Here is a 21,788-nt window from a genome sequence, read left to right as displayed (position 1 = left end):
TAAGATGAAAGCGAAACACTACACCCTATTTTGGCTACTCTTTAGTATCGCCGCGGGTCTTTATATCTACAGTTTCAACAGCGAGATATACACCTACACCCCGCCCTTTGGCGAAACCTCTTTGAGCCTTCCCGTAGCCATTTGGAGTCTAGTGCCGCTCTTCTTCTTCTTTGTTTTGAGTCTATGCCTCATTCTGCTTGGCAAGGCGCAGAGCCTTTGGGAGGAGTACCACTCCAAAAAAGATCGAGAGCTTCTATTGCGGCAGATTTTAGCTCAAGCCTCCGAAAAAGAGTTCAAAGGTGAGCTTAAAACTCATACTTTCAAGTCAATCTCCAAGATTCTTCGACGCTTCAAACTCATCGCTCAACCTCACACCCCCCTCAGTGATGACGAAGAGATTGATTCGCTCATTGAAGCCTCTTCCAAGATTACCCAAGGTGAGGTGGTCGATTTGAAGCGATTCCATCTCCCCTACACCGCCTCTCTCAACCTCCAAAATCAACTCAATCGTCTCAAGATCGATCCTAAATCCGCTCTAGAGATTCTCAAAAAAACAGAGGCACCCGATTCTTTGAAAAAGGTTGCGCTGCTTTCACTCTTTGAGTCTGGAGAGGAGAAAGAGATACGAAAATATCAAAACCTCATCCCGCTAGATAAAGAACTCGCCAAAGCCCTTCTTGGGGCCTATGAGGCCAAGCGCTTGAAGCTTGGTTTTGATGAGATTGCCTCACTAGGCGAAAAGGCAGTTTTTGAAGCACGAGACTATCTTGGACTAGCCAAAGAGCTCAAAGGCTCTTTGGAGCCTGATAGCTGGCTCAAGCTCTTTGAGGTTTTAGCCGAGAAACACGAAGGAGCCGAGGAGGCTTATCTCTATGTGCTTTTAGAGCTTGAGATGATTGAGGTGGCCAAAGAGCGTCTAAGCGCTCACTCCAAAGAGGATTTCCCCAAGATTCGAGCCTTCTTGGAGCTCCGAAAGAGCGGATTCTCCTATCCTGCGGAGATATTTTTCTTCTAGCTTTGGGGTTTGGGGGTGACGTTATATTTGTCGATAAGATGAGAGGGCTGATAGGAGAGCTTGGCGCGCCTGAGCCCTTCAATTCCTAAATCTTCTTCTCGATTGACATAGGTGAGATGGCTCCATTCGTTAGCCAAGAACTGCTGATTGATCGCTTGATAGGCTCCGTGATACTCTGTGTCTGCTTTTTCGATATGCACCACCACCGTGTCGCTATTGAGCTGCTCCCCTAGGGTGAAAGCCACGATCTTGCCCTTCACGCGCAAAATTCCCCCTTTGTAGCTCATCTTGCCGAAATGCTTGAGCGTCTCCACGATTCCAATATATTCATTTTTGAGCCCCTCGTTGGCCTCATCAGCGATTCTTCCAAACCAAAGCTTCCATGCCTCTAGCAACTCATCGACATTCTCCATTGAGAGGCTTTCGTAGCTAAAATCGGGGTAGAGCTCAAAGAATCGATTAAGATGATTCTTTTTCTTGTGAAATTTACGCCCTTTAAGCTCAATGAGCTCTTCCGTTAAATAGACATAGTCGGAGCGGTCACGATTGTAGATAAACTCAAATTTCTCTGGCATGAGGCGCTCAAGCTCATCTTTCATCTCTTCGCCCAAAGAGCGCATCGTAAAAGGAATCGCCCGCGATTCAAAGCACTCCATGAGGCGCTCAATCACGCCTCTCTTCTCTCCTTTGCCAAGAGGGAAAAAAAGAAAAGGATGTTCACCGTGGTATTGAGTTTTGATGCACAAAAGGTCCTCAATAATCGCGTAGGAGATAGAGCGGGAAAAGTGCCAAAGGTAAAGATTAGTGAAGGAAAAATCAGAGACCGAAAGTTCCTCGGAGCGGAAAAAGCCCTCCAAAGTCTCTCGATCTTCAATATCGATCGGCTTCCATTGCATAAAGTTTCTCTTATTGAAAAGTTTTGAAGGGCTTATTGTAGTGCAGAAACTTAAAAATGGGTATTAATTGACTTTTTCCTCTCAGTTTGGACAAACTTTTTCATCTTACTCAATCTCTCTAGCTCCACGGAGACCTTCTCGCGTTCGATAAGAAATATCTCGCGCGCCTGCTCCATGTAGGCCTGAGCCTCTTGCATCTCTTCAAGGCATTCAAAAGAATCGGGCATTTGAGAGATGATTCTCTCTAGCGCCGCCAAGTCTTGCTCCACTAGGGCGATTTTAAACTCCCTTAGCCAACTCATTTTGGTGTATCTCCTTCCATGCCTCCAAAAGACCGCGGGTCACCTTGATGACAATATCGATCTTCTCTTTGTTATTTTCCACATTAGCTTGTGTGAGAAGCTTGATTTGGTGCGTGTAGAGTCCCGTAAGATAATGCGCCACATCCCCCCCACGCTTATAATCAAGAGAGTTTAAAAGCTCAGTGAAAATATCCGTAGTTCGATTGACGTAGTAGATCTTCTTCTCAATATCCTCTTCATCCATTGCTCGTTTCGCCAAGGCTGTGAAGCGCAGAATCCCTTCATAAAGCATCTCTATCAGCTTAGCGGGAGATTCCACGGTGATAGAGTTTTGCTGATAGGAGCTATAGGCGGCGTTACTTCTCATAAAAATCCTTTTTTTACACTACGAGTTTGAGGCTTGTTGAATCATCATATTGAGAGAACTAAAGCTTTGGTTAATTTTGGCAATCATCGAGTCATAGGCCGCAAATCGCGCCGTCATGATATCATAGCGATCGTCTAAATCCTTTTGAGCTTTGGTCTTTTGTTCCTCTAGTCGCTTTGATTCATCGGTGAGCGAAGTTTCAAGCAACTTGAGCCTAGCATTACTTCCTGTTATGTAATCATCAATTGTTTCATTAAATTGCGTGAAAATTCCCTTCACCTCAGTCTCTTTACCTCCGATGGTCTTGGCGGTGCCTTTGAAAAAGGCCATCGCCATATCGGGGTCCTCCTCGTAAGCCTTCTGGAGCTTCTCTGAATCAAGTGTCAAGCGGCCGCTCTCATTGAGTGAGATTCCATATTTATAGAGACTGTTCTTGTCTCCATCAGTGTAGGAGAGGAGATTGTTGAGTGCATTTTTAATGCTCCGAATATCACTATCTCCCTGAAAAACCCCCGCAATCTTTGTATCTACATCATATTTTGTATCTTGCTCTAGCTGATCCATTAAGGCATTAAAAGAATCTACAAAATTTTGAGCTTCATCATAGATTGCCTTATTGTCTCGTGTGACACGAATCACCGCAGGAGAATCGTCCTCTTTATGCACCGCAGTGAGCTCTAGACTTACGCCAGAAACAATATCATTGATGGAGTTAGTGGGCCGCGTGATAGCAATTCCATTATAGGTGAGCTTCGCGTCTTGAGCGCTTTGAATATTGTCAAGCTTGAGCGTATTGGTTTGGAAATCAACATAGGACTGATGCGTTCCTGCGGTAAGCCCAAGAGCGGCGATCGCCTTCTTACTGGCTGACTGCTCAGCACTTCCATCCGCCCCTTTGAGCGTCACCTGAACATTACCCCCGTCATTTTTATTGATAATAAGCTTGCCATTCTCCACGCTGGCGCTATAGCCGCTAGCAGCCGTATTGATCGCATCGGCCACCGCTTGGGCATTTTGAGTGCCTGAGTTGCCTGCCGCGCTCAGCGTGGAGAGGTCAAGATCAATATTACCGATAGTGAGCGTGCCACTGAGCTGTCCGCTGGCCACCGACGATCCTTCGATTGTATTGGCAGCCGTTTTCGTTGTAGTTTTAAAACCAAAGTCACTTGCTTTAGCTCCTCCTACGCTCACATCGTTGCCTCGCCGATCATTGACGATCACCTGCTTGCCATCACTACTAAGACCAATATTGATATCCTCTTCAAGGCCTGCAAAATCCGAATCAGCGCTCACAGCCTCTTTGATAGCCTTTTGGATAGCTGCGGCATTGCTTTGAGAATCGGCTCCCGAAGCAGTTGGAGGTATTGTGATATCAAGCGTCTTGTCATTGCCATTTTTGTCTTTGAGGGTGACCGTTAGATCGCCACTTCCGCTAGCCTCAATTGAACCTGTTTTAACATTAGAGCTTGTAAGCGTTGTTCCAAAGTAGATCTTATTGCCCGCTCCTGTCTCTTTGGAGTTGATCATGAGCTGAAAAGGCTTACTCCCTCCTGTCTTCATGACAACCCCTGTGACCGCTCCATTGGTTGCGTCAGTGATACTTTGGGCTACATCGCCCACGGTCGTTCCTGCGGCGATTTTGATGGAATAGTCTTTGCCGCCTGCATTGAATTTTAGTACGGTATTGGTGGTTGAAAAGACCGAATCTCTCGACTCATAGGATGTGCCCACCTGATTGATATCTCCCGTGGCCAACTGGTTCACCTTGACTGAAATATCCTGCACAGGAAGACCTGCGCCTATAGTGGCGGTTACGCCATTGCCCGTCACGCTACTAGAACGCTCTAGATAGCTGGAGGTATCCGCCAGCTTCTTGGCGCTGCTGTTGAGCGTGCCAAAGAGCGTCATGATCTGCGTTAGGCTTGTCTGTTTATCAAGATTGTCTTGCATCTTCTTGGTAAAGGGGTTGATTTTGGCGGTTGTTTCGGCGTCTTTTAGCTTATCAATCACATCACTTGTCAAAACATTGCTACCGATTCCTAGAGCAGTAATAGTTCCTGTTGCCATAGCGATTCTCCTTGGGAAAAGTTCTTTGGGCTACGCTCTAGCCCTTTTTGTCAAAGATGATTCCAACGATCTCACGCATCTTGACCATCAACTCAATCGCTTCATCACTGGGAATTTTGCGAATGAGACGATTACTGTCTCGCTCGCTGACGGTCACATAGAGGCTCTCAATATCATCGCTGAAGCCAAACTTTATATTCATATTAAGAGGATTGAACTCTCGATTGAGCTCCTCAGTGAGCTGCATGAGCTCTTTTTTGAGATCCTCGACATTTTTGCTATCCTGAAGCTCTTGCACCTCTTTTTGAATCTGTTGCGTTGAAGAAGAAGCAACTCCCGCTCCCTCTCCCTTGGAAGTGTTTACCAAAGCTCCTGTTGCGGGGGTTGTGGTGATAGCCCCTGTCTGCCCAATCATCTCAATCATCCTCGTCCCCTTAGATAATGAATCGGATTTATAAACTCCTAGCCCAAATATCGACAAAAAATTATTTTACTGTAATGAACTCCATGGGGTCGATATGACGATCTTTTTGCGTCACCTCAAACATAAGCTTGCCATCAGTCCTCCCGATAATATAGCCTTTTTTGACAGGACTTCCAGGCTTAATCGTGGGGGCGATCTTGTCTAAATGGGCATAGATGGTATGGAGGCTGTTTTTATGTTCAATGATCACGACCCGCTTTAGCATAGGCGTCTCTTTGGCAAAGACCACCTTGCCATCCATCACGCTCCTCACCTTCGCATCGCTCTCCAAAGCGTTGAAAATAACCGATTCATTAAACACTTTCATTTTATAAACAGGGTCATAATAGGGGCCAAATTTTCGCTCTATCTCAAAACGCTCTAAAGGGGGAATCGTTCTCTCTCCTGTGTACTTGACGGTGCTCACATCGTGATAGGAAGTGGCCACTTGCCTCACTTCTAACGCCCCCTCCACGCTCTCCTCCTTGGGATCACTCTTTTTGGAGGTAGTTTCTTTAGCGCGCCTTTTGGCCTCCTCTTGCTCCTTGGTGATATTAAGCTTGGCCAAGATCCCTTTGAGGCTCTCACGCTCTTGCACCACTCGCTTGAGCTCGGCATCATACTCTTTCATCTCTTTGGCCAAAGAGGCGACCAGCTCTTTTTGATTCTTCTTCATCTCATCCAGTCGCCGTCGCTTCTCATTCTCCGTTTGAATAAATTTTTTAATTCCAGCGATGGTGCTCCCCACCCTTTGCGATTCTTTGGCCAACTCTGACTGCTTTAAAGTCAATCCGTCCACACGCTTTTTCATCTCTTGACTGAGCGCCTTAAAAACCTCCTCAAACACCAAATCCTCGGCCGACTTGGGATGATGATCATTAAGAATCATCACAAAAGAGACATCTTGCGCGATCACCTCAAGAAGCTGTTGCTCAATCTCTCTCTTGGCTTGCTCAATCTCCTCTTGGCGCCTCTCTAGCTCCCCAAGCTCCTTTTCGCGCTCTTTGAACTCTCCCTCATTCTTGGCGATATTCTCCCCCGCCTCTTGGATGCTCTTTTCAAGTTGAGTGATCTTTTGATTCTGCTTATTGACCTCAGCCCCAAGCGTCTCTAGTTTTTGGCTAAGAGTGCGCTCTTTTTGAAGACTCTCTTTGAGCTCCCCGCTCTTGGTGTTGATTTGGGTCTGAATGGAGGCCGCCTCAAGAGAGAGGGCGCCCAAAAAGAAGAAGAGGAGGAGGAGTGAATGCAAGATCGCTACCCCCTTGGACGCAAAATCACCATCCACACCGAGAGGATGGAGACGCCTACGCCGCCCAGCAACAAAAGAAGCGAATCATGCTCTGGGGCAAAGATGGACCCATCAAGCCCCACATCACCAATGAGAGTGAGTGTGGTAGGATCTTGGCTCAGGTAGATCATCCCTGCGCCAATGATTCCCGCCGCAATAAGCGAATCGACCAACGCCAAGCGGAATAAAAGACCATTGCGCATCCATGAAGGAGCTCCAAAATAACCCATGATCTCCATGCGTTCGCTATGCTCAAAGCGCCAAATCTCAATCTGCTTCACCATCAACAAAAGGCTGATGATCGAGATGAGCCCCGCAAAAACCATCACACTACTTTTAAGAAGCAACAGCAGGCGATAGATCTGGTCGTGTGACTTGACAAACGATTCCACGCGCTCGACCCCATTCATCTTTTTTAAAGCTGCATCAATCGCCCCCAAACGACTCTTGTCGGGGAAGGAATCAAGCGAGAGTGAGTAGAACTGCGGAAGAGAATCTTTAAGGAGAGCTAGATTGGCACTGCTAATATCTTTTTGGAGCTTCTCGAGCACCGCATCAGGAGCAATTGCCTTAAGCCCCTCTGCCTCCTTCACAACCCTCTTGATCTCTTCGAGAGAAACCTCTTTGCGTGTGGCGATAACAATCGAATAGCTCTTGCCAAGATTGGCCTCATATCCTGCCACCGCGCGCTGAATGAGCACAATGCTCTCCAAGCTAAAAAGTAGCGCGATGAGCGGAATGATGAGAGAGAGGTGATGCTTAAGAGAGCTCATAGACCACTCCATCCTCAATATAGAGGTGACGATAGGGGATGTTGAGATTGTCAGGGATTCGATGCGTCACCACCACCACACTAATCCCCAATTGCTCATTCACCCCTTTGAGAAGATTCCAGATCACATCGCTAGAGTAGTCATCTAGATTCCCTGTGGGCTCGTCCGCGAGAATAAGGAGAGGATTGTGGGCCAAAGCCCTCGCCATAGCCACTCTTTGTTGTTCGCCTCCGCTTAGCTCAGGAGGATATTTGCCCGCCTTGTGCGAGAGCTTGATGTGCGCCAAAAGCCTCTCCGCTTGAGCCTGACAAGCCTCTTTAGAGAATCCGTTGATGATCATGGGGAGCATCACATTTTTCTCGATCGTCCACTCTTTGATCAGCTTGTAATCCTGAAAGACGATTCCAATATGGCGGCGCAAAAAGTCAATCTTGCGCTTTTTGACCTCAAGCATCTCGATTCCGCAGACATTGAGGCTCCCCGAATGAACACAAAGCGCCCCATAGAGAGACTTTAAAAGGGTGCTCTTGCCGCTTCCGCTAGGACCACTGATAAAGACAAACTCTTTAGCTTTGATCTCAAAAGCGGCATTTTTGATCACCGATTCCTCTTTTTTGTAACCCAAGTAGAGCTTGGAGGCGGAGATGATTTTGCTCATGAAAGCCACTCCTCTAGGAGTTTATGGGCCTGATGATTCGCAAGAGAGGGGATGGGCGAGGAGCCAAAGTAGCGCGCCTCTTCCCCCTTAATCCAAAGATACTTCTTCTCAGGGTAGGCGAAATCACCAAAAGAGCTCCGTATCGCCATGCTCTTGCCATCTTTGGAGCGATAGAGTCGCTCGATACTTGCAAACCACCCCTCGCGAATCTCCCTTCTAAGCTCCGCCGCATCGCATCGCTTTAGCGGCTTGAAGGAGAAATCACTAGGGCGGAGGGGGTCAGGAGAGTGCTGGTCGTTATGAAGCAAAAGGTCGTAGATATTTTTATTTTGCTTTCTCCAGCGATCTTCATACTTGCTACTAATGGGCGCATCAAAATTTTTGCGGATGGAAAAATGGACGCGGTTAAGCTCCAAAAGAAGCTCTTTGGCAAAGAGAAAATAGTCTTCACTATCCGTTCTTAGCTCTAATACCCCCCCCACCCCTAGCGTACGAATCGCTTCATTAAGGAAAGCTCGACTAAAGATTCGACGATGAGGCTTTTTATCCCAAGGGACGGGAAAGTGCACAAAAAGCCGCTCAATAGCGTTAGAGGGGAGGAGCTCCAAAAAAACTCTCGCATCATAAGAGACGATGGAGACATTGGATATCTCTTCTAGCTCCAACCGTCTTAAGACCTGTTCGATGGAGGGGGTGTGAATCTCAAGCCCAATAAAGCGCTTCTCTGGATGGGCTTTGGCCTGATGGAGGAGGTGACGCCCGCTCCCAAAGCCAATCTCCACCCAATATTGCCCTTGGTGTGCCTCGTGCATAAAAAACTCGGGAGTTTTTAAAAAAGGAGTGAGTCTCTTTTGGCGAATCGAATCCTCTTCGGAGAGGTTGTCAGAGAGGATTTGGGCTTGGCTTTTTTGGGCAAAGATTCGAAGGGCTTTTTTGATAATTCCCACAGGGGAGACTCGCGTGGACTTGTCAAATCGAATAATGAAGTCGTTCTCTTTGAGGCGATGTTTGATGCGAAGGAAAAACTCTTTCCCCTCCACCTCGACCCTCACGAGCTCTTCGTGGGGGTGAAGGAGGTTGGAGAGAGAATCGCTAAAGCAATATCCCTCCTCTTCAAAAGGATAGTCGGGATGCGTGAACGAAGAGGCAATAAAATGGGGCATTAGCGAGCCTCTTGGGGGAGCAGGAGAACCACTTCGTTGCTTCGCTTTGATTCGAGTCCATGACGATCAACCGCCGCCACAGAATAGTAATATTTTTTACCCGGGACAATCTCTCGATCATAAAAATTGACATCTTTGATTCCAACAAATCGCTCCGTCTTTGGCATAAACCAGCCATCGCTTTTATAGACCACATACTCCACGCTTCGATCATCCGTCGGTGCCCAGCGCAAAACCACCTGCCCATTTTCGATTCTTGCATACTCCATCACAGGCGTAGCAGGAAGCTTGAGCGTGGTTCCATAAATGGGCGATTCTGGCAAAAGGCTCTCGATTCCATCCACATCAATCGCGCTCACTTTGTAATAATACTCCTTTCCATCTCCATCAATATTATCAACATAGCTCGTCTCTCCCTGCGTTTGCGTCAACTCGGAGTAGTTCCACTTCTCCCAAGGGGCTCGATAAACCTTATAATTCACCACATCCGCTTGCGTGCTTTTCTCCCAAGAGAGCTCAATTCGCTTGGGAATATCCACACTCGCGACAACCCCTTGCACCATCGGGGGCTTGGGCTTAGTGATTGCACTCACCACTTCACTGGGTGTTGAGAGGGCTCCTTCGTGAGTTTTGGCAAGAACACGATAGCGATACTCTTTTCCATCTTCGAGCTTCATATCAAGATATTCGACCAAAAGTCGGCTATCGGTTTTGCCCACACTCTTCCATTTGCCGCTCTCTTCTCGCTCAACTACATAGCCAGAGACCCTAGGATCATTGTGTGGTCCCCAAAGAATCTTCACCTTTCGAGGGTAGCCACTCATCGCCTGAACAAACCCTAAAGGCTCTAAGGCGATCGTCTTTGCCTCAACCACCTCACTATCAGGCGAAACTCCCCCTGTGGCTTTGTTATAAGTGTTCATCTTGTAGAGATAGGTGGTGCCAGGCTTTAGCTCCCTATCAACATGATGGGCCCCAAAACGCGATTCGATTCTTCCTACGCGCTCAAAATCCCCGCTTGCACCGACCTCTTTGCGGTAAAGGTAGTAGCCATCAATTCTCGGATCATTGATGAGATTCCACTCAAAAGCGACCGAGCTCACATCAGGCAGAGTCCTTATCGAGGAGACCCTAGGGAGATTCCCATCCACAAATTCGCTGGAGCCAAAAGGATTGCTCACCGCGCATCCGCTAACCCAAAGCGCTAAAGCGCTCCACAATAGCATCCGGAAGAAGTGTTTCATGCAGCCGCTCCGATGGAAAATTTTGTTGCAAGTATCCTATCATATCTTCAAAAAGCGGGGCTTTAAAGAACATCGATTCTCCCGTCATCGGGTGGTCAAAATAGAGCCCGTAGGCATGTAAAAAGATGCGTCCCTCTGATGTGCCCCTGTAGCCATAAAGCTCATCATGAAGGATATGGCGTCCCAAAAGTTCCAAGTGAGCGCGAATCTGATGGGTGCGTCCTGTGAAAAGCTTCGCCGCAATGAGCTCCTTGGAGCCATCAATACTCTCTTCTAGCTTCACAAAAGCACTCTTGGCATACCTTCCTACGGGTACCTTGGCGATTTTGAGGCGATGGTGGGGGTGGCGCCCTAGATAGCACTCCACCCTTTGATCCTCTTTGAGGGGATGGTCAATGATGGCTAGATAGTAGCGCCCCATGCTCTTCTCTTGGAGCTGGAGTGAAAGCCTTCGGTGAGCCTCATTGCTCTTGGCAATCACGATCGCTCCGCTGGTCTCTTTATCAAGTCGGTGAACAATTCCATGCCTCTCCTCTCCATTGAGGGTGGAGAGAGAGATTCCCTTTTTCTTCAGCCAGTCCACCAGCGTGGCCTCTTTCACACTTGGCGCTCCATGAACCACTGCTCCTGAGGGCTTGTTGAGCACTATGAAGTGCTCCTCCTCATGAAGAATCTCCACCTCAAACTCAACCTCCATGGCAGGATTTTCACGCAAGAGGGGGATCTCCACCTCGATTCGCTCGCCGCCTTTGAGCTTCACCCCTCCTTTGGAGCTCTTCTCTCCATCAACCCAAACATTCCCCCCTCTAACCAGCGCCTCCACTTGATTGCGACTCTCGCCTAGGAGCTTGGCTAATGCTTGATCGAGTCTTGCCATCTCGGTGTTGTGAAAAATTTTTCTTTCGTTCATGAAGGGCCTAAAAGTTGGATTGGGGTTTCTTTAGCTAGAATCATCTCTATACACAAGGTACCTCTTAAAAAGCAGCCTCGATTCTGGAGTCTACGCAGCATGATCGCCATCGACCGACGGATTTTAACACATTTTGATTTCCTCTTGCTCGCGATGATTCTTCCTTTGGTGATCGTCTCTTATATCCTTATTGGAGAGGTGAACGACCGCCTAGCAGACAAACAAGCAACCTATGTCATTGTCGGGTTTATCTCTTTTTTTCTCGCTTTTTTGGTGCCCATCCGCAAACTCTCTTGGAGTATCCCTTTTTTTTATTGGATCAATATCGCCCTTCTTATCTCCGTCGAAATTTTTGGCACGACCAAACTAGGGGCCCAGCGCTGGATTGAGATCCCCTTTATTCACTTCACCCTTCAGCCCTCTGAACTCATGAAGCCCGCTTTTATCTTGATGCTAGCCCACATCATTCGCCACACTCCCCCGCCCAAGGATGGCTATCGCTTCAAAAGTTTCGCCAAAATTAGCTTCTATATTCTCCTCCCCTTTGTCATCATCCTCAAACAACCTGATTTAGGCACGGCCCTTGTGCTTCTTTTGACGGGATATGGGATGCTCTTTCTCATTGGAGTGCACTACAAAATTTGGCTAGGGATTCTTCTTGCCATCAGCATCGCTTCTCCTGTACTCTACTCCAGTCTCCACGACTATCAGCGCAAGAGAATCACCGACTTTTTGAGCGAAAAGCCAAGCTATCACGTCCAGCAATCGATCATTGCAATTGGCTCAGGAGGACTTGCGGGAAAGGCCAAAGATGAGGCGACTCAAGCCCAGCTCAAATTCCTCCCCATCGCCACGAGCGACTTTATCTTTGCCTATCATGTGGAGCGATTTGGTTTTTGGGGGGCTGTTGGCCTCATCCTCCTCTACCTCTCCTTGATTCTCCATCTCCTCTCGCTGAGTGTCATGAATAAAAATGATTACTTTTTAAAAGTAGTAGCTATTTCATTAGCTATGTTGATTTTCATCTACGCGGCGGTGAATGTCGCTATGACCATCGGCCTAGCCCCCGTTGTGGGTTTGCCTCTGCCGATGTTTAGCTACGGAGGAAGCAGCTTTGTCACCTTTATGGTTCTGCTTGGAATGCTAGAGAATCTGCTTGCTTTTAGGTTTAATTTTATGTATAATTTCACCTCTTTTGGCAGGGGCCCTTAGCTCAGTTGGTTAGAGCACTCGGCTCATAACCGATCGGTCGTAGGTTCAAGTCCTACAGGGCCCACCACCTTACCCCTGCTCCTGCTCTTTTTCACTTCTGCTGCCCCAATAAGAAGCAATCAATGAACCTGAGACATTATGCCAGACCGAGAAAATTGCCCCAGGGAGTGCCGCGAGTGCGCCAAAATATTTGGCCGCCAGTGCCACAGCAAGCCCTGAATTTTGCATCCCCACCTCAATAGCGATGGTTCGCGCAATCTTCTCCTCAAATCCCGCCATTTTGCTCAAAAAATATCCGAGCACAAGCCCTAGCGTATTGTGCATCACCACCCCAAGAGCCACCCAAGCACCCACTTCGAGAATCTTGCTCTGATTGAGCGCAACCACGATAGCAATGATGAGCACGATTCCAACAATAGAGAGCGTGGGAAGAAGGCGTTGGACTTTTTCAACTTTTTGGCACAAAAAATAGTTCACCCCTACCCCTAGTGCCACAGGGAAAAAGACGATCTTCACAATGCTCATAAGCATGGCTAGCGCGTTGACCTCGACCACCTCTTGAGTTAAAAAGAGGGTCAAATAGGGAGTGAGAATCACCCCAAGAAGCGTCGAACAGGCGGTGAGCGTGATGGAGAGCGCAACATCTCCTTTGGCTAAAAATGCCATGACATTGGAGGCCGTTCCTCCAGGAGCTGTTCCCACCAAAATAAAGCCCGCGATCAAAAGTGCAGGGAATCCAAGCAGATGGGCAATCACATAAGCCCCCAAAGGCATCAGGGTGAACTGCAAAACAATTCCTAGTGCAATCACCTTAGGGCGGCGTACCACCTCTTTAAAATCCTTGGGCAACAGTGTCATCCCCATGCAAAACATGATAAACCCAAGCAAGGGAACGATCATCTCCTTAAGCGGCACAAATAGCGATGGCATCGCATATGCTAGGGCCGAAAAGAGAATCGCCCACAAGGGAAATAGAGCATTGATACGATCCATTCTTCTTCTCCAAAAACCGAAATAAAGGGATTATGATACTTCAAGATTCCTCAAAAATCCTTTGGAGAATTTTCCATATCCAAAAAGGATTCCTTACAAAAAACAAATAGCTCAAAAAATAACCCCTCGATTATTTAATAAGTGATAACATTTTCAAAAGAGCCGATAAACTGACTCTTTATAGGCTATCAGGGGGAGTTCTTTCGAGAGAGTCGAAGGTAAAAATAAAAATAAACCTAAACAAGGATGAAGTATGAAAGTAACGGTGGGCTACGGAAAAGAAGAAAAAATTCATTTAGAGATTGCCGATTCTCAACTCATTGGAGTCTATGAACCCAACAGCGTCGAAAAGATCGACTACGCCAAAGCGATTGATGAGGCACTAGCCAAGCCTCTTGGCAAGGACTCTTTTGACCATTTTATCAATACCAGTGAGCGCATCGTCTTTATTGTTAATGATGGCACTCGTCCCACCCCTACTCGCAAGGTTCTTGCCCAAATCTATCCCAAAATCAAAAACAGAGATATCTTCTTCATCATCGCCACAGGCTGCCATCGAGCTCCCACCCAAGAGGAGTATCACTTTATTTTTGGGAAAGAGATTTATGAAGACTTGGCGCGCCAAAATCGCATTTGGAGCCATGATTCTCGCAAAGATGAGATGGTCTATCTAGGCAAATCAACCAATGGCACCGAGATGTATCTGAATAAGATAGTCGCCAATGCCAAAAAAGTGTGTGCGATTGGCTCGGTCGAACCTCACTATTTTGCAGGATACACAGGAGGAAGAAAAGCTTTCTTACCTGGAGTCGCTGCCTATGAGACAATCCAACAAAACCATCTTCTAGCCCTCCACGAAAATGCCCAAGCACTCTCCCTCCAAGGGAATCCTGTCCACGAAGACATGATGGATGCAATGCAGGTGCTAAAAGAGATCGATGTTTTTGCAATCATGACAGTTTTGGATAGCGATCATGATATTTGCGCCGTGAGGGCAGGAGATTTGAGCGATTCTTTTTATGCAGGAATCGACAAAGCCGACGAAGTTTTTTGCGTCAATATTCCCAAAAAAGCCGACATTGTTATCTCTGTCGCTCCCTACCCGATGGATATTGATCTCTACCAATCCCAAAAAGCGCTCGATAATGGCAAGCTCGCGCTCAATGAAGGCGGAATCTTGATCATGGTCGCCAAGTGTCGCACGGGAATTGGCGAGGAGGGATTCTTCAAACTCATGAGTTCAGCCAACTCCGCCCAAGCGGTTTTGGATAAAATCAAGCAGGAGTATCGGCTCGGCTACCACAAGGCAGCCAAGATGGCCGAGATCAATCTTTGGGCAGAGAGCTGGGCAGTGAGCGACCTAAGTGATGAGCAGATGAGAGCGGTCCACCTTAAGCCCTATCACGATCTTCACCAAGCCCTAAAAGAGGCTATCGCCCAAAAAGGCCCTGAAGCTAGCGTCATCGTGCTTCCCTTTGGCTCCATCACCGTCCCCAAAGTGGTCTCTTAGGGAGCTGGCGTGAAGATTCTCTACTACGATTGTTTCAGCGGAATCAGTGGCGATATGCACCTTGGCGCCCTTGTTGATCTTGGCGTGGAGCTTGAATACCTCCAAAAAGAGCTCGCCAAGCTCCCCCTTGAGGGCGAGTATGAGCTCTCAGCCACGACTGTATCCAAAAGTGGCATCCGTGCCACCCAAGTCAAGGTAAAGCTGCGCGAACACCATCATCATGACCATCGCACCTTTGGAAATATTCGCGCCATGATTCTCTCCAGCGCGCTCTCTTTGCGCATTAAGGAGCGAGCATTGAAAATGTTTCAAAAAATCGCCGAGGCCGAATCAAGAATTCATGCCAAGCCCCTTGAACAGGTTGCCTTCCATGAAGTGGGTGCAATCGATTCAATTATTGATATTGTGGGGTCAGCGATCGGACTTGAAGCGCTTGGTGTTGAGAAGATCTACGCCTCTCGAATCGAGCTTGGAGGGGGGTTTGTCCGATGCGCGCACGGACTGCTCCCTGTCCCTGCGCCCGCCACCTTGGAGATACTTCAAGGACTCCCCATAGGGCTCCACGGGGTTCCTTTTGAGGCGACCACGCCCACGGGTGCGGCGATTCTAGCTTGTAATGTAGATTCTTTCTCTGGTTCGCTTCCTCTTTCTCCGCAAAAAATCGGCTATGGTGCAGGAGAGCGAGAGGGAGTCGATATCCCCAATATTTTGCGACTAATCCTAGCGGATGAGCCTGTGCAGCCTTCACCAAAAGAGGTGCTTTTAGAGACCAACATTGACGACATGAGCCCAGAGCACCTTGCCTATGCCGTCGAACGACTCTTTGAGGCAGGCGCACTAGATGTCTATATGACCCCCATCACGACTAAAAAGAATCGCCTCGCCACCAAGCTCTCCATTCTCTCTTTGCTGGATAAGGAGAGAGAGCTCACACAAATTCTCTTTCAGGAGACGAGCTCTATTGGCTTGCGCCGCCTTGAAGTGGAGAAGATAGCTCTTGCGCGGCGCTTCATTCAAGTCCCCACTCCTTGGGGGGAGGTGAGCGTGAAGCTCTCCATGCAAGGGGAAAAAGTGGTACGCTATAAAGCAGAATATGAAGAGTGTAGGCGCCTCGCCATGACCCACTCTGTGCCATTGCACACCCTCTATTTAGCTATTGATAAGGCGGTTGAATCATGCTTGAACGATACGAATCACTAAAAAAAGAGATTCAAGCCCTAGAGAGCCTCATAGTGGCTTTTTCTGGAGGCGTGGATAGCTCACTCCTCCTTAAGGCGGCTCACGATGCGCTTGGCGAGAAGGCGCTTGGAATCACCGTCACCACACCCTACATGGCCGAGCGAGAGATCAAAGAGGCCATCGCTTTTGCCAAGGAGATTGGCGCTAGGCACGAGGTGCTCTCTTTTCCATGGATTCCAACCCTCAAGGAGAATCCGACCAATCGCTGCTACCTCTGCAAGCATGCCCTCTTCTCCTCGTTAAAGAAGCTTGCGTATCAAAGAGGGTTTGCCCATATTGCAGAGGGAAGCAACCTTGATGACACCAAAGAGGAGCGTCCTGGTCGAATCGCCCTCCAAGAGCTGGGAATCGCCACCCCTTTGCTCTCTTTGGGATTGAGCAAAAATGAGATTCGACAAATCTCTAAAGAGCTGAGCCTAAAGAGCTGGAATAGGCCTTCTTATGCTTGTCTCCTCACACGATTTCCCCATAATCGACCCCTTTTAGAAGAGGAGATAGAGATGGTCGAGCAGGCCGAAGAGTTTCTTATCTCTTTGGGCTATGGCAGGGTGAGGGTTCGATTCCATGAGGAGCTCGCCAAGATCGAACTAGAACCTAAAATGATGGAGAGGCTCATCTCAAGCCAAGAGGAGCGCACCAAGGTGACCCTCTTTCTTAGAACTTTGGGCTTTTCCCACGTCGCCCTAGATATAGCAGGCTATAAAGATGAAGCTTTACACCAAGGAATCTCATGCAAACCCAAGCGATCTTAACCCTCTTAGAGCAGGTGCAACAGGGGAATCTTGATATTCAAGGGGCACTAGAGCAGCTCAAAAAACTCCCATTTGAAGATTTGGGCTTTGCCAAAATTGATCACCATCGAGAGATACGAAATGGCTACCCTGAAGTGATCTACGCCCAAGGGAAAACCCCTGCGCAAATCAGCGAAATCACTAAACATCTTCTAGAACGAGGAAACAATATTCTCGCCACTAGAGCTAGTGAGGCCGCCTATGAGTCGATTCTTGCTTTTTGTCCTGAGGCAAAATACAATGCCCTAGGCAAAACCATCACCATCAAGCGGCGCGAGATCACCCCGCCCCCTACGCACATCACTATTGTGGCCGCAGGGACTTCTGATCTGCCCGTAGTGGAGGAGGCCTATGAGACGGCCACGATTCTTGGAAATAGAGTCGAGAAGATTGTTGATGTCGGCGTAGCGGGTCTTCATCGCTTATTGGCCCACATAGAAGTAATCCGTCAAGCCAAGGTGCTCATTGTGGTTGCGGGAATGGAAGGAGCCCTCGCTAGTGTTATAGGAGGGTTGGTGGATAAACCCGTCATTGCCGTGCCCACAAGCGTAGGCTATGGTGCAAGCTTTGGGGGCTTATCCGCGCTTTTGTGTATGCTCAATAGTTGTGCTAGCGGTGTGAGTGTGGTCAATATTGATAATGGTTTTGGTGCAGGCTATAATGCCAGCATCATCAACCATCTCTAACTAAAAGTAGGGGGGCGACTTACCCTCCCCCTACTTCACACTAAGCTCACTCTTTAATCCCTCCACACTCTTCTCCCCAAACCCTTTGACACTCTTTAACTCTTCTAGGCTCTTGAAGGCTCCATTCTTGGTGCGATGCTCAATGATTGCCTCCGCCTTCTTCTCTCCAATCCCCTTGACCTTCATTAGATCCTCTTTGGTGGCTGTATTGATATTCACCGCTGCCATCAACCAAGCACTCAATAAAAGTAGAGCCATAAAAATCTTCTTCATCATCTCTCCTTTGGATTAGGTATCAACATAAGATAGATTCTTATTATGTTCAAGAAAGAATAAAATTAGACTAAAGAGCTTGAAAGAGCATGGGGTTTTCGAGAATCTGCAATCCAAACCATCACAACAGCAGAGCCATAAGCGGGCTTCTATTGAACATTGGATTTAAGGAGTGGGTTTCTATTGGATTTAATTGAGCGAGTATTGGATTAAAAGAAGGCAATGATGTTTATATTTGATTTCTAAAATCTATTTGATTGAGTTCAAAGAGTATAAAAACAGAAGGGATTAGAGTCTCTATTGAGGTCAAAGAAGGTGTTATCCCCCTCCCCGCACCAACCTACGTTTCCACACCTGAAAGATGCAGTATTATCGGCGATGGAGAGCTTAACTGCCAGGTTCGGAATGGAGCTGGGTGTAGCCTCTCCTCTATAGGCACGAGAAAAAGGGAAGAGAAGATAGATAAGAATATATCCTCTATTCCCTCTTGCTAGTGAAGAAGGATCAATGAATAGTCAATAGCCCTAGTAAAAACGACGCTCAACAAGGCAGTGGCGTTTATAGAAGTAGATAAATAATAAGCCAAACGGTCTATTAGTATTGGTCAGCTAAACATGTTACCATGCTTACACACCCAACCTATCAAGCAGGTAGTCTTCCTGCGACCTTCAGGGAAAGTTCATCTTGGAGTCGGCTTCCCGCTTAGATGCTTTCAGCGGTTATCACGACCATGCGTAGCTACCCAGCGGTGCTCTTGGCAGAACAACTGGTACACTAGTGGCATGTCCATCCCGGTCCTCTCGTACTAGGGACAGCTCTCCTCAACTTTCCTACGCCCACGGCAGATAGGGACCGAACTGTCTCACGACGTTCTGAACCCAGCTCGCGTACCGCTTTAAATGGCGAACAGCCATACCCTTGGGACCTGCTCCAGCCCCAGGATGCGATGAGCCGACATCGAGGTGCCAAACCTCCCCGTCGATGTGAGCTCTTGGGGGAGATCAGCCTGTTATCCCCGGGGTACCTTTTATCCTTTGAGCGATGGCCCTTCCACACAGAACCACCGGATCACTATGACCGTCTTTCGACTCTGCTCGACTTGTTTGTCTCGCAGTCAGGCTGGCTTATGCCATTACACTCAACGAATGATTTCCAACCATTCTGAGCCAACCTTTGCAAGCCTCCGTTACTTTTTAGGAGGCGACCGCCCCAGTCAAACTACCCACCAGGCATTGTCCTGCTTGAGGATAACTCAAGCCAGTTAGCAGACAGAAACATTAAGGGTGGTATCTCAACGGTGGCTCCATCTCCACCAGAGTGAAGATTTCAAAGCCTCCCACCTATCCTGCGCATAATGCTCCCATCGGCAGTGCCAAGCTGTAGTAAAGGTCCACGGGGTCTTTCCGTCTTGCCGCGGGTAGGAGGAATTTTCACCTCCACTACAATTTCACTGAATCCCTGGTTGAGACAGCTCCCATCTCGTTACGCCATTCATGCAGGTCGGTATTTAACCGACAAGGAATTTCGCTACCTTAGGACCGTTATAGTTACGGCCGCCGTTTACTCGGGCTTCAATTCAAAGCTTCGCCTTGCGGCTGACAGATCCTCTTAACCTTCGAGCACCGGGCAGGCGTCACACCTTATACTTCCTCTTACGAGTTGGCAAAGTGCTGTGTTTTTGGTAAACAGTCGGGAGGGACTCTTTGCTGAGACCCCTTGCGGGGCACACCTTATCGCGAACTTACGGTGTTAGTTTGCAGAGTTCCTTAACCAGAGTTCTTTCACGCGCCTTAGAATACTCATCTCATCCACCTGTGTCGGTTTACGGTACGGGCGACCGTGGCTAAACTTAGAGGCTTTTCTTGGCACGACGGTATCAACGATTCTCCTATCCATCCGAAGACTTCAAAGAGCCTGTGAGGTTTCGGATACAGGGGTGGATTTGCCTATCCCCCAACCTACGCCCTTCGACCAACTATTCCGTCAGTTGGCTCGTTTAACCCTATGCGTCCCCCCGTCGCACACCACGGTCGGTATCGGAATATTAACCGATTTGCCATCGTCTACCCCTTTCGGACTCGACTTAGGACCCGACTAACCCTACGATGACGAGCATAGCGTAGGAAACCTTGGATTTACGGCGAAGTGGATTCTCACCACTTTTATCGCTACTCATTCCTGCATGCTCACTTCTAGCCGCTCCAGCACTCCTTGCCGGTATACCTTCAACGCTGACTAGAACGCTCTTCTACCACTGTGCATCAGCACAATCTACAAATTCGGTGCATACCTTAGCCCCGTTATATTTTCAGCGCAGAATCACTAGACCAGTGAGCTGTTACGCTTTCTTTAAAGGATGGCTGCTTCTAAGCCAACCTCCTGGTTGTCTGAGTAACTCCACATCTTTTTCCACTCAGGTATGACTTTGGGACCTTATTTGGTAGTCTGGGTTGTTCCCCTTTTGACGATTGATTTTATCACCCACCGCCTGACTCCCAAGATACGGTAATAAGTATTCGAAGTTTGACAGGGTTTGGTACCGCGGTGAGCAGCCCTAGCCCAATCAGAGCTCTACCCCTTATTACTATCACTTGAGGCTATACCTAAATATATTTCGAAGAGAACCAGCTATCACTAAGTTTGATTGGCCTTTCACCCCTATCCACAGCTCATCCCAGCCCGTTTCAATGGGCACGAGTTCGGTCCTCCGGTGAGTGTTACCTCACTTTCAACCTGGCCATGGATAGATCACTTAGCTTCGGGTCTGCAGCATCTGACTAAAGCGCCCTATTAAGACTCGCTTTCGCTACGGCTACGCGTTCGCTTAACCTCGCCAGATACCACAACTCGCAGGATCATTATGCAAAAGGCAGTCCGTCACCCTGGATAAACCATAGGGCTCCGAATGATTGTAGGCAGATGGTTTCAGGTTCTATTTCACTCTGATCGCTTCAGTTCTTTTCACCTTTCCCTCACGGTACTGGTTCGCTATCGGTGTAGTAGGAGTATTTAGGGTTGGAGAGTGGTCTCCCCTGCTTCAGCCCGGATTTCTCGTGTCCTGGCCTACTCTGGATACTGCTACCTATGAAACATCTTTAATCTACGGGGCTATCACCCTCTATGGCTCTTCTTTCCAAAAGATTCTACTAGATGTTCCAAGTGGATGTTGCAGTCCTCAACCCCAGTAGCAAGCTACTGGTTTGCCCTGTTCCGCGTTCGCTCGCCGCTACTAGCGGAATCTCATTTGATTTCTTTTCCTCTAGCTACTGAGATGTTTCACTTCACTAGGTTCGCTCCATTAAAGGTAATACATATCTCTATGTATTGGGTTGCCCCATTCGGAAATCTTCGGATCAAAGTCTCTTGGCAACTCCCCGAAGCTTATCGCAGCCTAGTACGTCCTTCATCGCCTCTACTACCCAAGGCATCCACCATCTGCCCTTAAAAGCTTATTTCTACTTCTATTCCAATGAGTTATTCTTTGGCGCCACTGCCTTGCTGAACGTCTCCGTTACAACAAGATAGTTGCGTGATTGTAGTTTTTACTATTTTAGGCTATTGACAATTAATTGTTAAATAACATTTAGAGATCTCTCTTGATCAACTCAAGAGTGAAGTCTAATGCCAACCCTCTTTAAAAAAGAGCTTGCATTAGACCTAAGGGATTCTAAGCGGTGTTAATTTCTATTCTTTTATCTCTTTGACTTTGTCTTATCTCTCGATACGACTCTTCTTCTAAAGGCTTTGGTGGAGAATAGCGGGATCGAACCGCTGACCTCCTGCGTGCAAAGCAGGCGCTCTCCCAGCTGAGCTAATTCCCCAATGGTGGGCTTAAGAGGAGTTGAACCTCTGACCTCACCCTTATCAGGGGTGCGCTCTAACCACCTGAGCTATAAGCCCCTATATCTTTGAAGCGTGCGTATCGGGTGACAATCTCT

At 48.0% G+C, this 21,788-nt stretch carries 19 protein-coding genes, 3 tRNA genes and 2 rRNA genes; 7 read left to right on the top strand and 17 right to left on the bottom strand.

The genetic code is table 11. From position 1 onward, the window contains the following. Positions 1 to 4 precede the first annotated feature (4 nt). Complete coding sequence (locus tag WS_RS00770) at positions 5 to 1,015, top strand: hypothetical protein (RefSeq protein ID WP_011138117.1); 1,011 nt, start codon at positions 5 to 7, stop codon at positions 1,013 to 1,015. Here WS_RS00770 and WS_RS00765 read toward each other — a convergent pair. The 11 genes from WS_RS00765 to WS_RS00715 form a co-directional block, all read right to left on the bottom strand. Beyond that, positions 1,012 to 1,911, bottom strand: coding sequence for a DUF2156 domain-containing protein (locus WS_RS00765; RefSeq protein ID WP_011138116.1), 900 nt, complete (start codon positions 1,909 to 1,911; stop codon positions 1,012 to 1,014). The genes WS_RS00770 and WS_RS00765 overlap by 4 nt on opposite strands. Positions 1,912 to 1,961: 50 nt before the next feature. Further along, entirely contained in the window at positions 1,962 to 2,213 is a 252-nt protein-coding gene (locus WS_RS00760) for a hypothetical protein (RefSeq protein ID WP_041571668.1), read from the bottom strand. After that, a complete protein-coding gene (gene fliS, locus WS_RS00755) occupies positions 2,191 to 2,580 on the bottom strand; it encodes a flagellar export chaperone FliS (RefSeq protein WP_011138114.1) in 390 nt (129 codons plus the stop codon). Before fliS ends, WS_RS00760 begins: the two co-directional genes overlap by 23 nt. A gap of 18 nt (positions 2,581 to 2,598) precedes the next feature. Further along, positions 2,599 to 4,647: a flagellar filament capping protein FliD gene (gene fliD / locus WS_RS00750; RefSeq protein ID WP_011138113.1), complete on the bottom strand. Its 2,049-nt coding sequence runs from the start codon at positions 4,645 to 4,647 to the stop codon at positions 2,599 to 2,601. Between the two features lie 37 nt (positions 4,648 to 4,684). Further along, on the bottom strand, positions 4,685 to 5,071 hold the full coding sequence (locus WS_RS00745; protein WP_011138112.1) for a FlaG family protein: 387 nt from the start codon (positions 5,069 to 5,071) through the stop codon (positions 4,685 to 4,687). A gap of 61 nt (positions 5,072 to 5,132) precedes the next feature. Continuing rightward, on the bottom strand, positions 5,133 to 6,359 hold the full coding sequence (locus WS_RS00740; RefSeq protein ID WP_011138111.1) for a murein hydrolase activator EnvC family protein: 1,227 nt from the start codon (positions 6,357 to 6,359) through the stop codon (positions 5,133 to 5,135). Between the two features lie 5 nt (positions 6,360 to 6,364). Then, a complete protein-coding gene (locus WS_RS00735; RefSeq protein WP_011138110.1) occupies positions 6,365 to 7,171 on the bottom strand; it encodes an FtsX-like permease family protein in 807 nt (268 codons plus the stop codon). Continuing rightward, positions 7,158 to 7,829 (bottom strand): cell division ATP-binding protein FtsE, encoded by a 672-nt coding sequence (locus tag WS_RS00730; RefSeq protein WP_011138109.1) that lies wholly within the window; start codon positions 7,827 to 7,829, stop codon positions 7,158 to 7,160. The genes WS_RS00735 and WS_RS00730 overlap by 14 nt, the downstream gene beginning before the upstream one ends. After that, positions 7,826 to 8,992, bottom strand: coding sequence for a tRNA (guanosine(46)-N7)-methyltransferase TrmB (gene trmB / locus WS_RS00725; RefSeq protein WP_011138108.1), 1,167 nt, complete (start codon positions 8,990 to 8,992; stop codon positions 7,826 to 7,828). Before trmB ends, WS_RS00730 begins: the two co-directional genes overlap by 4 nt. Then, a complete protein-coding gene (locus tag WS_RS00720; protein ID WP_011138107.1) occupies positions 8,992 to 10,236 on the bottom strand; it encodes a fibronectin type III domain-containing protein in 1,245 nt (414 codons plus the stop codon). Before WS_RS00720 ends, trmB begins: the two co-directional genes overlap by 1 nt. Beyond that, entirely contained in the window at positions 10,184 to 11,146 is a 963-nt protein-coding gene (locus WS_RS00715; RefSeq protein ID WP_011138106.1) for an RluA family pseudouridine synthase, read from the bottom strand. The genes WS_RS00720 and WS_RS00715 overlap by 53 nt, the downstream gene beginning before the upstream one ends. A gap of 99 nt (positions 11,147 to 11,245) precedes the next feature. Between WS_RS00715 and WS_RS10795 the strand changes: the two genes are divergently transcribed. Both WS_RS10795 and WS_RS00710 read left to right on the top strand, forming a co-directional pair. Further along, entirely contained in the window at positions 11,246 to 12,358 is a 1,113-nt protein-coding gene (locus WS_RS10795; protein ID WP_011138105.1) for an FtsW/RodA/SpoVE family cell cycle protein, read from the top strand. Then, positions 12,349 to 12,425 (top strand) — tRNA-Ile (locus tag WS_RS00710). The genes WS_RS10795 and WS_RS00710 overlap by 10 nt, the downstream gene beginning before the upstream one ends. 2 nt (positions 12,426 to 12,427) lie before the next feature. On the opposite strand, the gene WS_RS00705 is transcribed toward WS_RS00710, so the two are convergent. Further along, on the bottom strand, positions 12,428 to 13,351 hold the full coding sequence (locus tag WS_RS00705; RefSeq protein ID WP_011138104.1) for a bile acid:sodium symporter family protein: 924 nt from the start codon (positions 13,349 to 13,351) through the stop codon (positions 12,428 to 12,430). A 253-nt stretch (positions 13,352 to 13,604) separates the two neighbouring features. Here WS_RS00705 and WS_RS00700 point away from each other — a divergent pair, with 253 nt between their 5' ends. From WS_RS00700 to larB, 4 genes are read left to right on the top strand one after another with little or no spacing between them, the layout of a single operon-like run. Next, the gene (locus tag WS_RS00700; protein WP_011138103.1) at positions 13,605 to 14,861 is read left to right on the top strand and encodes a lactate racemase domain-containing protein; all 1,257 of its coding nucleotides are present in this window, start codon (positions 13,605 to 13,607) and stop codon (positions 14,859 to 14,861) included. 9 nt (positions 14,862 to 14,870) lie between these two features. Next, positions 14,871 to 16,061, top strand: coding sequence for a nickel pincer cofactor biosynthesis protein LarC (larC, locus tag WS_RS00695; RefSeq protein WP_011138102.1), 1,191 nt, complete (start codon positions 14,871 to 14,873; stop codon positions 16,059 to 16,061). After that, positions 16,037 to 16,852 (top strand): ATP-dependent sacrificial sulfur transferase LarE, encoded by an 816-nt coding sequence (larE, locus tag WS_RS00690; protein ID WP_011138101.1) that lies wholly within the window; start codon positions 16,037 to 16,039, stop codon positions 16,850 to 16,852. The genes larC and larE overlap by 25 nt, the downstream gene beginning before the upstream one ends. Further along, positions 16,831 to 17,577, top strand: coding sequence for a nickel pincer cofactor biosynthesis protein LarB (gene larB, locus WS_RS00685; RefSeq protein ID WP_011138100.1), 747 nt, complete (start codon positions 16,831 to 16,833; stop codon positions 17,575 to 17,577). Before larE ends, larB begins: the two co-directional genes overlap by 22 nt. A gap of 30 nt (positions 17,578 to 17,607) precedes the next feature. On the opposite strand, the gene WS_RS00680 is transcribed toward larB, so the two are convergent. The 5 genes from WS_RS00680 to WS_RS00660 form a co-directional block, all read right to left on the bottom strand. Beyond that, the gene (locus WS_RS00680; protein ID WP_041571666.1) at positions 17,608 to 17,850 is read right to left on the bottom strand and encodes a ComEA family DNA-binding protein; all 243 of its coding nucleotides are present in this window, start codon (positions 17,848 to 17,850) and stop codon (positions 17,608 to 17,610) included. Between the two features lie 327 nt (positions 17,851 to 18,177). Then, a 5S ribosomal RNA gene (rrf, locus tag WS_RS00675) occupies positions 18,178 to 18,293 on the bottom strand. Between the two features lie 130 nt (positions 18,294 to 18,423). After that, positions 18,424 to 21,305, bottom strand: a 23S ribosomal RNA gene (locus WS_RS00670). Positions 21,306 to 21,595: 290 nt separating this feature from the next. Continuing rightward, positions 21,596 to 21,671 (bottom strand) — tRNA-Ala (locus WS_RS00665). Between the two features lie 2 nt (positions 21,672 to 21,673). Continuing rightward, positions 21,674 to 21,750: transfer RNA gene (locus WS_RS00660), tRNA-Ile, on the bottom strand. Between the last annotated feature and the right edge of the window lie 38 nt (positions 21,751 to 21,788).

It is taken from the genome of Wolinella succinogenes DSM 1740, from assembly GCF_000196135.1.
GTDB lineage: Bacteria > Campylobacterota > Campylobacteria > Campylobacterales > Helicobacteraceae > Wolinella > Wolinella succinogenes.
This window is presented reverse-complemented; position numbering and strand designations above follow the sequence as displayed.